Here is a 14,409-nt window from a genome sequence, read left to right on the forward strand (position 1 = left end):
TTGTGTTTTCATTCTACCATAGAATTTTCCCGATTTATAACAGGTTTATGATGATTCATAGAAAAAAGCTAGGACTTACGCCCCAGCTTCTAATTCTTTCAATACATTGGATAAAACACCGTTGACGAATTTACGTGAACGGTCATCACTAAATGTTTTTGCCAACTCGATTGCTTCATTTAAAGCAACAGCCGCTGGTACATCTGTCACATAAGTCATTTCAAAAATCGCGATACGCAAGATCACCAAATCCATTTTTGAGATCCGATTGATGTGCCAATTGTTTTTCAAATGTTTTTCAATCACTTTATCCAATTCATCTTTTTTTGCACAGACACCGCCAACTAGCGTATCAAGATAAACAGGAACAAACTCTGATTCATCTTCGTTGATCATGTCGCGGTGGTCTAATTCGATTGCGTTGAAAATCGCATCTTCTTTTGTTAGGTCTGCATTGAAGTCTAATGGAAATAAAGCCTGCAATGCCATTTCCCGAATCTCGTGTCTTGATAATTCTTTATTCATTCTCTTCCTCTTCGTCTTCAAAAAGTTCTTCGATTGTTGGTTGTTCTAATTTTTCAGGAACAACAGCTACTACATGGATATTGACTTCAGATAAATCGATATCCGTCATGAAAAGGACTTGCTGGCTGACCCGTTCCTGCATTTCCATTGCTACTTTAGGAACTGAAACACCATATTCTAGATAACAGTAAAGATCTACTTTCAAGCCATCTTCCTCGTTTGCTAAGTAAACACCTTTTCCGTGAGCTGCACGTCCTAATAATTCAGTGACATTGCTGGCAAAAGTTCCGCGCATTCCGTATACGCCTTCTACTTTAGAAGCTGCAATCCCGATAATTACTTCGATGACTTCAGGAGCGATCACGATCTCTCCTAAATCTTGGTTTGCGTTTAAAATCAAATTTTTTTCATCTGCCATTTATTTATTCCTCCCTTTGCCTAAGCACGAGATACATCCGAATTCTCTATGATGCGGCTATAGTGATCACGTGGTAAGAAAACTGCTGCCGATCAGCTGCAAACTGCTATGAATTGGAGAAAACACCCAACTTTATTATCTCTTACAGCTTAAAAGTTCTTCTATAGTGTATCATTAAATCGAGTGATTTTCTATAACAAAGTCTGTGAACACTGATTTTTACGCTTACTTCTTCTATTGATGAAACTATAAGATGATCAATTCTTTTGGTGAACGAGTCAACACACGATTTCCATCTTCTGTGATCAACAAGTCATCCTCAATACGTACTCCACCGATTCCTGGTAAGTAGATCCCTGGTTCATCAGTGATCACATTTCCTGGTACAAATTGCTTTTCTGCACGAGAAGAAACGTTTGGTCCTTCGTGGATCTCTAAACCGATCCCATGTCCTGTAGAATGTCCAAATGCTTCCCCGTAACCATGTTTTGAAATATAATCTCTAGCAACTGCGTCTAATTGGACACCAGTCATTCCTGGTTTTGCAGCATCAATAACTGCTAATTGAGCATCTAAGACTATTTGATAAATTTCTTTTAATTTTTCCCCAGGATCACCAATAGCGAATGTACGTGTCATATCGGAAACGTACCCTTCGTAATAGCAGCCAAAGTCCAATGTGATCAAGTCGCCTTGTTCGATGATTTTTTTGCTTGCTACACCATGCGGCATAGCCGAACGCAATCCGCTAGCAACGATCGTATCAAAAGAAACACCTGAAGCGCCAAGAGAACGCATATAAAAGTCTAGTTGATTTGCGACTTCAATCTCAGTCATGCCCGGTTGGATCATTTTCAGGATGTGATCATATGCCATATCCGCAATATGACATGCTTTTTCGATAATAGCGATTTCTTCTTCATCTTTCACTTCTCTGAGTTCTTCGATCATCTGTGAAACAGGTACTAATTCCGCATCGATGATTTCTTCTAAAACCGAATATTCTAAAAATGAGACTGTTGTTTCCTCAAAAGCTAATGAGTGCAGTTCTTCTTTGCTTACTAAGTTTGCTACCTCATCAAAAATAGGTCCGACATTTTTAATAATTTCAAACCCTTGAGCCTGCGCTGTCGCCTGCTCGGTATAACGAAAATCAGTAATAAAAAATGCTTTTTCCAAAGTAATAACAGCTAATCCTGTCGTACCTGTAAAGTTCGTTAAGTAACGAAGATTGTACGGACTGGTAACCAAAAATGAATCCAAATTTTCTTCTTGCATTTTTTTGCGCAATTTTTCTACACGTAGCATCATAATGAAACTCCCTCTTTCTTTGCACGCTTTTTTCCATTATAGCAAACTTTTCTTCGTACACGACAGTTAAATAAAAATTTCCGGAAAACTTCTTTTTATTTTAAATAAATAAAGCCAAAAAGGAGTCACAGTCTCGCTGCAACTCCTTTTAGTTTACTATTTTGTAAAAACTTATGATCGTTTTCCAAAGAAAAATGAGACAACTGCTACCAAAATCACTGCGCCTAAAATAGATGGAATAAGTGCCATACCTGCAGCTTTTGGTCCCCATTCGCCGAAAATCGCTTGTCCAATACTTGAACCGACTAGTCCAGCAATGATATTCGTTACACAGCCCATCGAATTTCCTTTACTGGTGATCGCACCTGCAATTGCTCCGATCACGGCTCCAACAATCAATGTCCATAACCAACTCATAATATAACCTTCTTCTTTGCTAATCAATTTTAGCATATGGGATTTAAAGGGGACAAATAATTGGTTTTGCTATTTCATATTTTCTTCTGCAAAGTAAAAAAATAAAGAAAACCTCCTCTTAGAAGTTTTCTTTATTTTTTACTTGCGTTTAAACATACTACGAATACCACGTTTCACTACATCAAAGAAACTCAATGATTGTACCATTCTATCTTCATCTACATATTCTCTGATCGCACGAAGCACTTTTTTAGGTTCTTTGGAAGAAAATGTGTATGTACCATTTTTTTTCGTTTGAATGGCATATCGAGGAATCCATTTTCCCTTTAGCATGACTGATGCTAGTACATAATCCACTTCTTCCCATGGAATTTGGATATATTTGCGTCTATCTCGCGCATGGTAAAACTCAAAACCATTATCACCTATCATGATTTGCCCGTAATCTGTCAGACCCGTAAACGAAGTAGCATCAATTACCAAGTCTACTTTTGTATTGATTGATTGAACCATTTTCTCCCTCCAGATATTTGTTTATGAACAGTATACTATATAAAAAAAGCTCGGGACAACGCCCGAGCTATATTTTTATGGATTATAAAAGTCCGATGACGTGTCCAACAACACCGACTACGAATAAACCAAGGATGATAACGATTGGAGAAACCTTTTTCTTAAGCAACCACATACATAACAATGTTAATCCTAATGCAGCTAAACCAGGAATCAATTGGTCTAAGTTGTCTTGTAATGTTGTTACCTTTTCAGGAGAAAGGGCTAAGCCATTATTAACTTGTTCAAATGCACTCTTGATTCCTTCACCACCTGAAGGCAATTTATCCCATTCGATGTAAGCACCTTTATCTAATTTTACAGTTGATACAACTGGTAAGAATTTGATTGATACCCATCTTTGTACCAGGGCAGCTAATACGAACATCCCTAAAATTGAAGCACCTTTTGTTACGTCTTGTAACAATCCGCCAGAAAGGTCATCAGTAATTTTAGAACCAGCTCTGTAGCCAAATTCTTGTGTATACCACATGAATGCCCAACGAATAATGTTCCAACCTAAGAAGAAGATGATTGGTCCAAGGATATTTCCTCCCATAGCTAATGAAGCACCTAGTGCACCTAGCATTGGACGTACTGTAAACCAGAACACTGGATCACCAACACCAGCTAAAGGACCCATCATACCTACTTTAACCCCTTGAATCGCTACATCATCAACAGGCGCACCATTCGCACGTTCTTCTTCCAGTGCCAATGTAACCCCTAAAATTGGAGAAGCAATGTATGGGTGTGTATTAAAGAATTCCAAGTGACGTTTTAATGCTGCAGAACGTTCTTCTTTTGTTTTGTATAATTTTTTGATTGCTGGAATCATAGAAAATGCCCAGCCACCGTTTTGCATACGTTCGTAGTTCCATGAACCTTGAATGAAGGTAGAGCGCCACGCAACAGCTAAACGATCTTTTTTTGATAATTTGATTTTTTCTTCTGCCATTTTATTTTCCTCCTTCAAGATTAATAGTCATTCAAAATGTCGCCTAAAGGGTCACCAGAGTTGCTTCCGCCTCCATTATTTGATGAACCACCCATTTTAGAAAGGTTCAAGTAAATAAGAGCTAATGCAACACCTAAAGCACCTAGAGCAATCAATGTTAATTGAGAAATTGCAGCTACAACGAAACCAATAACGAAGAATGGCCATACTTCTTTTGTAGCCATCATGTTGATTACCAAAGCGTAACCTACAGCTACGACCATTCCCCCACCGATAGCCATACCATCTGTTAACCATGCTGGCATTGATTCAAGGAATGATTGCACAGTTTGTGCTGGGATAAATAGCAACGCTGCTGCTGGGACCGCGATACGAACCCCTTGTAAACATACAGCAATGATGTGCCACATTTCAACCTTACGGATGTTTCCTTCTTCAGCAGCCGCATCCATCAAATGAACGATTGGAACAGCGATTGTACGTACGATCATTGTTAAGAACAACCCTGCAACAGCCAAAGGAACGGCAATCGCGATCGCAGAAGGAACACCTTTAACACCTTGTCCACCTAAAACTAAAATAATTGCTGATGCTACTGATGCTAATGCAGCATCTGGTGCTACAGCGGCACCGATATTTGCCCAACCTAAAGCGATCATCTGAAGCGTACCGCCAAGTACGATACCAGCTTCGAGGTTACCGGTAACTAAACCGATCAATGTACATGCCACTAGTGGTTGATGAAATTGAAATTCATCAAGAATACCTTCCATACCAGCTAGAAAGGCAACTAATACGACTAAAATTATTGAAATAATAGACATGATAAGCCTCCTATAAATTTTAATATTATTTATTACGCTTTTGCTAATTCAGCTTTTGCTTTTTTCAAAATATCATCCATGTTATCGCGTGAATCATTAGGTACTTTACGTACATCGAATTTCACACCTTTTTGTTCAAGCTTCTCAAACGCTTCAACGTCTTCTTGTCCCATAGACAATACTTTACTTACAACGACTTTACCAACCGAATGCGCCATTGACCCAACATTTAATTCTTTGATGTCTACGCCACCTTCAACAGCTGTCAATACGTCTTCAGGATTTTCAAATAAAAGCAATGCTTTGGTATTTCCAAAACGAGGGTCTTTTGCTACTTCGATCATTTTGCTAATAGGAATAACATTTGCTTTTACACCTGGAGGAGCAGCTTGTTCGATTAGTCTCTTACGCAGATCATCCTTTGATACTGCATCTGAAACAACGATAATACGGTTTGGTTGCACTGCTTTTGTCCAAGCTGTCGCAACTTGTCCATGTAACAGACGTGAGTCAACACGTGCTAATACATATTTGATTTTCCCATCTCCGACCACAGTTCCTTCTGGAAGTGCTCCTTTAGGTTGTGCGTCTTCAACTGCTGCTTTCGGTGCTTCTGCCGGTTCTAATTCTTCCGGTTTTACTTTTACACCGTCTTTTGCTGTTTCAATGATGTGTGCTGCAATTTCATGAGCAGATTCCATTGAAAAGCGTGATGCGTAGGCTTCAATCAACATTGGTAAATTCAAACCGCTGACGATTGCCCATTTATCTTTGTGCTCTTCGAATAATGTGTTTGATTGATTGAACGGTGTTCCGCCCCATAAATCAACTAAGAATAACACTTCGTCTTGATTATCAAAAGAAGCAACCGCTTCTTCCAATTTGGCTCTCAAGTCATCTGGACCTTCACTTGGTTTCAAAATCACGGCTTTGACGTTTTCTTGTTCGCCAAAGATCATTGAACCGGATTGTAAGATTCCTTCAGCAAATTGTCCATGACTTGCTAGGATAATCCCTACCATATTTATACCTCCTATTTACTTTTGTTGTAACAAATTCAAAAATATTAATAATTGCTAACCATTACAACAGAATTATTTGACCTTTTCCAACAACCATTCTTGCTACACCTTTTTGATTTTCGCTAGTAGTTCCATCAAAAGGATTTTCCTGTCAGCAGGTACTTTTCGAATCTCTAACTCCACTTCTTGACTGTTCAAGTAACGAAAGGAATCAATATCTTGTTGATTTACTGAAACAAAATTGGTAATCATTGATTTGCCTTCAGTAAAACTCATACCGCCGATATTCAACGACTTCAACTGTACACCGCAGCGGACAACCGCTTCAACATCTTGGGGATTGGTGAATAAAAGCATCACTTTTGCTCGTGATAATAATCCACTATGATAGATTTGAATCATTTTCTGCACGGTTATTACATTTGCTGTGATCCCCGGCGGTGCAGCTTCTTTTAGTAGAAACTTTCTCAATTTATCTTGAGCGACTACATCGCTGATCACAATGATACGTTCAACACCTGTTTGCTTCGACCAAACTGTTGCGACTTGCCCGTGGATTAAACGATCATCTATACGTGCCAATCGAATATCCATCTGCAAAACTCCTTCTTCCTCACTACTTCACAGAAACCCCTATCATTTCTGTGTGAACAACCACCTCCTAGCACACACTACTATAAGCAAAAAGCGTGCCAACTTTTTTACGATACACTAATTGAATTTAAAGGATTCTTAACCAATACACAAAAACGATACACTATAAAAGTGTATCGTTTTTGTGTATTCATGGCACAGTGTATTCTTTTTTATCTAACTGATTATGGACTAGACGTAGCAGATAATACATTTCTTCTATCGGCACTTTTACTTTTATCTGATCTTCCAACAGAACAACTGAGGCTGCCAATTGGCTATAAAGAGGATCATTCGTTGTATTTGTCAATTCGTTTTCTTCCACAGTCAATGGTTCATTCCGAATAATACGTTCGATCATTCCTGCTGTGTGCATCACTAGGTTGATTTTGAATCCATATTCTTCATCGCCGATTCCCATCGTCTGAGAGATTTGTGTAGAAAATTGCCACATTGGATCGATTAACTTACTACCATTAATAAAGATGAAGTTATCAGAGATAAACTCAACACACGTATTTTTAGCTGACTCTTCATCTAGGGAGATGAATTCAGTTTCCTCCAATTCTGATTCCATCAGCAACTGATCCAAAATGACTTCGATATTTTGATCAATAAAACGTTCTAAAGGAATAAATGGGGCTTGGATATTCAAATCAGTAATCCCAGTAGTAGCTATGATCTGATATTCTTTTTGGATAACTGGCAGTTCTTCTTTCACTTCCACAATCGACAAAGCTAGAACTTCTAATTCTGTTTCTTGACGCTTGTTTACCGCTCGTTCGATCAATTCTTTGATTCTTTGTGCTGTACCTTCGCCAGATGCGCAGATAGCCAAAACAGCTTTTTTCTTATGAATAGGTTTTGCTTCCTGAACAGATTCTACAGAAGATATTTCTGCGTAACCTCGAAAATTTTTCAATGATTCATGCAACATATCTAGATCTGTCCCTAATACTGAGACCTTTCGTACAGTTTCCAAAACTAGAGAAGTTGTTACCATATCAACAGTACGTACTGGAATCCCAGTGTCTCTTTGAATTTGCGAATTAAACGACGCAAGGGAACCCATATCTACTAAGAGTATGACCCCGCTTCCTTCATCTACTTCTTGTACATTGCGTTCAATTCGGTCCAATGCTGTTTTCGGATCCATATCCAAAGGCATGTCTACTGCTCGTACGTTCTCAGCATCTAACAACTGTTGGACAACTTGGACCATACTGCTTGCTGTGCTGTTTCCGTGAGCTGCAACGACTACACCGATTCTGCCACTTGCTTGATTTGCCCGTAACGAGACGAGTAGAACGGTCAAGTAATAGTCTTCACTTTCTGGAATCTCCACTTGAAAATACGTTTCGATATAACTACGCACTTCTTTCGCAACAGCATATTCATCTGGAAAATCAAAAGCCATCTCACGGATGTTATCATTCGTATGCCGTTCTTCTCCTAAGTTGATTTTTTTCAAAAAAGAACTGATATGCAAGCTCATAGCATAAATAAAGTTTTGCTGAAACTCATATGGTAAAGATCTTTTGACCATTACATAAATCTGATTGGTCACTTCTATGATTTTCGGATCTACAAATTCTGCTAATTTGCTGTCTGCATTAAAAGAAAAACCATGGTCTTTATAGAAAGACTTCAGATGGATGTTGATATCTGTAGAAATGAAATGATTGATTGCTTCTTGATCCAAACCATCCGACTTCAGTAAAGCTGCTTTATCTCCGATGATATCATATAGATTATAAGGTAACTCATAGGAGTCCGATTGGATTTTCATGATCGTATCATTTGGTGCTACAGTTATCTTTGGCTCCAATATTTTAGAAAGCTCTGCCATTGCACTGCGGTTGCTTGCTAATTGAATCAATCCGCTACGAATCCCTTCTGTCAAATCATCGATTGTGATCGAGATTTCGGGTGATTGCATATGATTTAGAAATCCTCGTGCACATACTAACTGGATATTTGACTTCAATTGTCCTATATTTCCATAGGTCACACTGCCAATCAATGCTTTTGCTACATCTTCTGTCAAAGAAATCTTTCGCTGCGTGCGGTTTGCTTCGTGGGCAATCATGATTTTTACTAAATCGACTTTCTCATTTGCAGGACGTTTTTCAAAAGCCGGAAGTTTGATATTGATCGGGATACGCCGAACAAAAGTTTCTAATAGAGAAGAACCTGGGTCTTCTGTGGTCGCACCTACGATCCGTACATTTGCTTCATGGGATTTCGTTGTTTCCCCAAGACGACTGTAAGTTCCATGATCCATAAAGTAAAAGATCATTTCTTGACCTTCAGGCGGCAACCGGTGAATCTCATCCAAAAACAGCATACCGCCATCCGCTTGATCGATAATCCCCATTTTTTCTTCATCTGCGCCTGTAAAAGCACCTTTTGCGTACCCAAATAAATGACTCATCAAAAGCTCAGGATTATTGGCATAATCAGCACAATTGAAAACAATCAGTTCCGTTTCCTCATCTATTACATGATGCGCTTTTGCAAAATGATACATCGCGTGTGCAAAATAAGTCTTTCCTGATCCGGTAGGTCCTGTAATCAAACAATTTAATCCTCTTGGCGGATACAAAATCGCAGCTTTTGCCTGTTCCACTGAATTTTTCATGCTGCCGTTAGCTCCAATGATTTTTGCAAAGATATCCTTAGTATCTATTTGGAGTGTATTTTTTTCTTCAGAGACCGGCGTTTCTTTGTAACTGACTACATGTTTTGTAACTGGCTTTACGTGCGTAACAAGTGTTTGATATATGTAACGTACTGGTCGTCCGTCTGTCTTTATCAGTTTCCCTTCGCGCACTAGCTGATTCAGATCTTTACTGCTATTTGTTCGCTGAATCCCTAACACTTCAGCAATTTCCTGTGTTGTTACTCCTTGATCATATTCTGCCTTTGTTAAATGAGCGGTTTTTTCTTTGACATACATATAAATTCGGTCAATGCGTTTTGCCAATGGTATCGCTCCTTTTCTATAGACTGTTGTACTTAGGCTTCAAAACATAATACTATGTATTTATTTCTGTTTCGTCAACTATTTACCTGATTTTGTTTTGTTGATAACACGCGGATAGATAGAAATGTTCAATTTAAAAGAACGAAAAATCCCGATACGATTTTTATAATGGAAACAAGAAAAAGAACACTGTTTACCATATAATTATTTCACTGATAGCAAACAATATAGCTTCCATCAATTGAAAACGATAGTTATCAAAACATTCTGATTCCAAATTGGCAAAAAAATATTAAGTGTAAAAAGACAAAGTAAACTTCGTAGCCTCCACTACAACTTTTATTTTTATAAACAAAAAAAGGCTGTGACAAAAGTCTTGTCACAACCTCTTTAATCACAAGATTCAATTAAGCTTCTTGAGCTACTGGATAAACAGACACTTCAAATATACCTTTTTCTGGTATATTCTGAACAATGCTGGCAGCTTGAGATCACTAGATTTCTAATATTATCTATAATGTGCAATTTCCTATTATTTCTCAAAAGTATGGTCAAAGTATGGTCATTTTTTATGTCAAATTTTCATAACTTCTTTTATATAATATTTTCCTCTGATATGATAAGAATGTGAATATTATATAGAAGGAAGGTTCATGTATATGGGGTTATTCGGTAACAAAGAAAAAAAACTAGCTAAGAAAAAAGAAAAAGAAATAAAGAAGGCTGAACAAGCAAAAATTTTTAACTATTTTAAAGATAATAGTAACTTGATCATTGAAGATTTCTACTTTGATGATATCCATAAAAAAGCTTTTATAAAGAAGTCTATATTAAAAAATAGAGAGCAGTGTGTATTCAACTATAATGACTTAATCAGTTATACACCGATTTTTGAAGGATCAAAAATAAAAAAACATCATGGAATAACTAGAGCAGTTGTTGGTGGTGTACTAGCAGGTCCTATTGGAGCTTTAGTTGGCGCCGGTACTGGTGGCAAAGAATTTGAATCTGTAAAACAATTAGGTGTTATGGTTCATCTTGCTGATAACTCATCAGTTAAATATTTAATCATTAACAGCGAAACTAAACTAGATTCTATTGTAGGAAGAGCCTCTATGGATATATATAATAAACTTGTTGCGAAATTAGAATGGATAGTAAAAGAAAAAGAAGGAGTTCCGACTAACACCTCAGAAAGTCAAGCAGATGAAATAAGAAAATATAAAGAACTATTGGATGATGGAATCATTACAGAAGAAGAATTTAATAAAAAGAAACAAGAATTATTAGAAATATAATATCAATCAAAAAGATGAGCATTTAATTTAGCTCATCTTTTTCTATTTACAATGCAAACGTTTGTTCGTATACTCTTTTTGAGGTGAACTTTATATGTTGATGGAAGGAAAAACACAATTATGGTTTAAATTTGACCCTTCGAATAGATTTATCAAAGATTTTTATAAGGTGTGGGATTCAGAAGTTTTCTTTTTAGCAATCGAAGATAGCTTATTAATCAATCTCTACTATTCTAATAAGAACTACTTTAAAATTCCTGCTGCGAAAACTAGAATGAAGAAAGACGTATATTTTTTTGTTTGATATCGTGACTGACGTGCCAGACGCTCGAAGCAATCATCGGCGTTATGACTATATAAAGTATACTTTCGTTGATCCAGAAAGGTATAAAGATTAAATAAAAAATAACAAACAAACTCGCTTGAAATTCATTAGGTGAGTTTGTTTATTATTTTTTCTGCTTCTCGATTCATCAGCGCCATATCTGTTTTCGTAATGGTTTCATTAGGAATATAGTCAGCACATTTTCTTTTCTCTAACATTCTATACCCACTATTATGTATTCCTAAGGTATTCAATTCCTTAACTGTTGAAAACAAATTCCAAACGGTTTGGTGGCTTCCTTTTCCGCTACTTCCATTATAAATAATATCATAATTTTCTTTCAAATACTCATCAGATTTTTTAAAAGCACTGTAGTATGCTCTTGAAACAGCAGTTCTTCTATAAGATTCTTTAGAATTATATTTATCATCTGATTCAATTTGTTTGGAAATAGATAAATATTCATTAAAGTCAAACATTTTATTCCCCCAAAGTTGCTACTACAGATTTCCCCATATATTTATAGTCAGATAATACATTATCGAGAGTATCCAAAACATCGTAATCTGAGGAAAACAATTCAGATGTTGTTTTGATAACAAAGAAATACAAGTTTAAATCTTCATCATATTTTATATTGATTTCAGCTTTTCTTTTTAAAACCGTATTTATCACATCAAAAATTTTGCCATCATTACTTGAAATTGTGTTAATCTCATTTTTTGTAGTAATTACAAGTTGATTATCATTTTTAGTTTTCGGAGTAGAACTTGCATCCACAACAACTGGAGATGCTAGAATTACCGATGCGCAAGCAAAAATCGCAGCAAAATTTATTAAGCTACCACTCCGATGTGTATTTGATGGTACTATATCAAGCATCCGTATCGTCTCCTTAATTTTTTTCCACTGGTTTGTTGACCTTGATATCAAAGATTTGCCTTCCAATCTCAGTTCCATTAAATTTAACAACAGCATAATGCTCTCCTGCTTCTTCAACCAAGACATTTCTGGCGTTTATATTAAAGTTTATATCGTTAACTTGAGGAGGCAAGTTTACCGATACTTCACCCGTAGAAAAAATTTGTTTTTCATTCTTGTTTAAAACTTCAATTTCTACTATTTTTATCTTTTCTGTATCCTCTATCTCAGACACCACAGCTGTTACAGAAAATGATAAAGCAGTAGGAATTAAAGGCGCATTAATAGAAAGAGCTGGATTAATTACTTTATTAATAACATTAGTGCCAAATTGCTGACTTTCTACATCTTCTGAAATTATTAATTGTACTCTATAAGACATTGATTTCTCCTAATTTTTACATTTATTTAATAAATTTATGTTTCACTTTTGCTAGTCAATTTAGTTTAACAATAGTAACAAAGCTTTGTCAACGGAAATATTAGCTAATTTTGTAAGCATATTTATAAGTATATTTGTAAGCATATCTGACATTTAATCAGTAGTAAAAGTGCCTCTATATAAGGAACAAACTGTTTTTTTACTATCTAAATTCGTATACAGTTTTATTAACAAATTAGCTAACAATATTAGCAACTATATCGAAAACTATATGTACTACCCCTCATCGAGGGGCTATTTTTTATCGTTGTGGAATATTTAAATACCAACGTTTATCATGAAAATCTTGTGCTCCGCCTTTAGTGTTCCCTTCTGGATCATTCGTTGCACGCATCATGACATAGACTTTCTTATTAGGAAAATTACGCATATTGAAAGATACATGATAACCAACATTTCCAGAAGTATTATAAGTTTGATTTACATCTGGTCTATATATTCCATCAGCTTTTACTCGTGCTAGCTCTTTTCCAGTATTGTAATCCATAATGAAGATATACTCGTATTTATAGTTAGCGATGTGCCAACCAGCCACATGTAAGTTTGCGTTTTCGATTTCTCCGAACTGATCAATGTGGGCGTAGTTCGTTCCATCTGTCAAGGTAGGATTTGCCGCACCTGCTCTAGTTGGATCAATGACTGGTTTATCATCTGAAGTTGTCGGATTTTCATCGGTAAATCCATGAGCTAAATCATAAGCAAGCTTTTCTTTGCTAACTCCCATTTGCGATAAGTAACCATATGGATCGGTGTGATTCCCCCAAACATAATTTGTTACCCACAAATGAGAAATGATTCCTTTTGTAAATAAAGAAGTTCCTTGATCAAGAGTCAATGGAATTCCATATTTTTTTGCACTATCTCTTGTATATTCAATGTAAGCTCGATAGTTTTTCTCAAACAATGCTTTATCATATGTGCGCTGTAATTCAATCTGTACAGGCGCATAAGGGTTGGCGTTACCAGCACCCCACGAAACATATCCTTGCTCACCCACACGGTAAACAATCCCACCGTCACCAATAACATCTGTAGTATAAGGATTACTTCCGTTATAATTATTTTTCATGTTGGCGGCTACGTTTCTTGCAGGTGCATCTATCCCAGTTTCATGTAAAATAATTTTGTTTGGGATTGCTAATCTTGAATCCCCTTGATTTGGAGCTAGATTATATTCATCGTTAATAGTATAGGCAAATGCGTTTACTGGCAACAAAAAAAGAGCCACAACGGCTCCTACAAAAATTTTCTTTTTCATGTTTTTTCCTCCTACTTTTTTAATTTAGTTTGTGTATAAATACCACTTGCAATGCCTCCAGCAACAATTCCAGATAGTGCTAATTGCTGCCATGATCCCAGCTCGGGATATGTCACTGCCAAAACAACTGCAAACAAAACCCCCACAAGACAAGCAGCTGGTGCTAACCATTGTGAGGGAATTAGTTTTGGCTTCTTCATTACTTCAACTAAAATCATTACTATTGGACTTATGATTACGCCCGTTCCAATAATTTCATTAATTGCTTTTTCCATAATCTCACCTCCTTTCTAAATTTTGAACAGTACTTTCACAATATAAGCAATGAAAAGCCCAGCTACGGATCGCCATAACCAAGTTTGGTTATCTTGCATTTTTTTAATATCCTGCTGATTAGTTTCAGAAATATTCAATGCTTTTAAAGCTGCATCCTTCACTTCTCGAAGTCCGTCTGTATTTGCTTCGATTTTGGCTAGTCGCTGAAGAATTTCTCGGATCAATTGTTCATCTTTTTCCATG

Annotated in this window: 17 protein-coding genes and 1 pseudogene; 2 read left to right on the top strand and 16 right to left on the bottom strand. The window is 36.6% G+C overall.

Going from position 1 to position 14,409, the window contains the following annotated elements; genetic code table 11:
* Nucleotides 1-75: 75 nt before the first annotated feature.
* From nusB to IGL15_RS10155, 10 genes are all read right to left on the bottom strand, one after another.
* A complete protein-coding gene (gene nusB, locus IGL15_RS10110; RefSeq protein WP_002286662.1) occupies nucleotides 76-525 on the bottom strand; it encodes a transcription antitermination factor NusB in 450 nt (149 codons plus the stop codon).
* A complete protein-coding gene (locus tag IGL15_RS10115) occupies nucleotides 518-943 on the bottom strand; it encodes an Asp23/Gls24 family envelope stress response protein (protein ID WP_002286664.1) in 426 nt (141 codons plus the stop codon). Before IGL15_RS10115 ends, nusB begins: the two co-directional genes overlap by 8 nt.
* A gap of 246 nt (nucleotides 944-1,189) precedes the next feature.
* Entirely contained in the window at nucleotides 1,190-2,254 is a 1,065-nt protein-coding gene (locus IGL15_RS10120; protein ID WP_010728501.1) for a M24 family metallopeptidase, read from the bottom strand.
* Between the two features lie 171 nt (nucleotides 2,255-2,425).
* A complete protein-coding gene (locus tag IGL15_RS10125; RefSeq protein ID WP_002286666.1) occupies nucleotides 2,426-2,671 on the bottom strand; it encodes a GlsB/YeaQ/YmgE family stress response membrane protein in 246 nt (81 codons plus the stop codon).
* Nucleotides 2,672-2,809: 138 nt separating this feature from the next.
* Nucleotides 2,810-3,184: a DUF956 family protein gene (locus tag IGL15_RS10130; protein WP_002286668.1), complete on the bottom strand. Its 375-nt coding sequence runs from the start codon at nucleotides 3,182-3,184 to the stop codon at nucleotides 2,810-2,812.
* Between the two features lie 82 nt (nucleotides 3,185-3,266).
* Nucleotides 3,267-4,181, bottom strand: a complete 915-nt coding sequence (locus IGL15_RS10135) for a PTS system mannose/fructose/sorbose family transporter subunit IID (protein WP_002298010.1) — start codon at nucleotides 4,179-4,181, stop codon at nucleotides 3,267-3,269.
* Between the two features lie 20 nt (nucleotides 4,182-4,201).
* A complete protein-coding gene (locus tag IGL15_RS10140; RefSeq protein ID WP_002294546.1) occupies nucleotides 4,202-5,005 on the bottom strand; it encodes a PTS mannose/fructose/sorbose transporter subunit IIC in 804 nt (267 codons plus the stop codon).
* A 32-nt stretch (nucleotides 5,006-5,037) separates the two neighbouring features.
* A complete protein-coding gene (locus IGL15_RS10145) occupies nucleotides 5,038-6,027 on the bottom strand; it encodes a mannose/fructose/sorbose PTS transporter subunit IIB (RefSeq protein ID WP_002289456.1) in 990 nt (329 codons plus the stop codon).
* A gap of 102 nt (nucleotides 6,028-6,129) precedes the next feature.
* Nucleotides 6,130-6,621 carry a mannose/fructose/sorbose PTS transporter subunit IIB gene (locus IGL15_RS10150; protein WP_002289455.1) on the bottom strand — a complete coding sequence of 164 codons (492 nt, stop codon included), beginning with the start codon at nucleotides 6,619-6,621 and terminating at the stop codon, nucleotides 6,130-6,132.
* A gap of 190 nt (nucleotides 6,622-6,811) precedes the next feature.
* Nucleotides 6,812-9,619: a sigma 54-interacting transcriptional regulator gene (locus IGL15_RS10155; RefSeq protein WP_029744269.1), complete on the bottom strand. Its 2,808-nt coding sequence runs from the start codon at nucleotides 9,617-9,619 to the stop codon at nucleotides 6,812-6,814.
* 680 nt (nucleotides 9,620-10,299) lie between these two features.
* On the opposite strand from IGL15_RS10155, the gene IGL15_RS10160 reads away from it, so the two are divergent.
* Both IGL15_RS10160 and IGL15_RS10165 read left to right on the top strand, forming a co-directional pair.
* Nucleotides 10,300-10,944: an SHOCT domain-containing protein gene (locus tag IGL15_RS10160; RefSeq protein ID WP_016631324.1), complete on the top strand. Its 645-nt coding sequence runs from the start codon at nucleotides 10,300-10,302 to the stop codon at nucleotides 10,942-10,944.
* A 94-nt stretch (nucleotides 10,945-11,038) separates the two neighbouring features.
* A pseudogene (locus IGL15_RS10165) lies at nucleotides 11,039-11,342 on the top strand (DUF5960 family protein).
* 34 nt (nucleotides 11,343-11,376) lie between these two features.
* Here IGL15_RS10165 and IGL15_RS10170 read toward each other — a convergent pair.
* The 6 genes from IGL15_RS10170 to IGL15_RS10195 form a co-directional block, all read right to left on the bottom strand.
* A complete protein-coding gene (locus IGL15_RS10170; RefSeq protein WP_002286473.1) occupies nucleotides 11,377-11,748 on the bottom strand; it encodes a hypothetical protein in 372 nt (123 codons plus the stop codon).
* 1 nt (nucleotide 11,749) lies between these two features.
* Nucleotides 11,750-12,151, bottom strand: coding sequence for a hypothetical protein (locus IGL15_RS10175; RefSeq protein WP_002296902.1), 402 nt, complete (start codon nucleotides 12,149-12,151; stop codon nucleotides 11,750-11,752).
* A gap of 13 nt (nucleotides 12,152-12,164) precedes the next feature.
* Nucleotides 12,165-12,572, bottom strand: a complete 408-nt coding sequence (locus tag IGL15_RS10180; RefSeq protein WP_002302104.1) for a DUF6941 family protein — start codon at nucleotides 12,570-12,572, stop codon at nucleotides 12,165-12,167.
* A gap of 301 nt (nucleotides 12,573-12,873) precedes the next feature.
* The gene (locus IGL15_RS10185; RefSeq protein WP_104761921.1) at nucleotides 12,874-13,890 is read right to left on the bottom strand and encodes a peptidoglycan recognition protein family protein; all 1,017 of its coding nucleotides are present in this window, start codon (nucleotides 13,888-13,890) and stop codon (nucleotides 12,874-12,876) included.
* Nucleotides 13,891-13,901: 11 nt separating this feature from the next.
* Nucleotides 13,902-14,165: a holin gene (locus tag IGL15_RS10190; protein ID WP_002325376.1), complete on the bottom strand. Its 264-nt coding sequence runs from the start codon at nucleotides 14,163-14,165 to the stop codon at nucleotides 13,902-13,904.
* Nucleotides 14,166-14,180: 15 nt separating this feature from the next.
* Nucleotides 14,181-14,408, bottom strand: a complete 228-nt coding sequence (locus IGL15_RS10195; RefSeq protein WP_063285921.1) for a hemolysin XhlA family protein — start codon at nucleotides 14,406-14,408, stop codon at nucleotides 14,181-14,183.
* Nucleotide 14,409: the final 1 nt, after the last annotated feature.

The sequence above is a fragment of the Enterococcus sp. DIV0436a genome, from assembly GCF_051711605.1.
Taxonomy (GTDB): Bacteria; Bacillota; Bacilli; order Lactobacillales; family Enterococcaceae; genus Enterococcus_B; species Enterococcus_B faecium.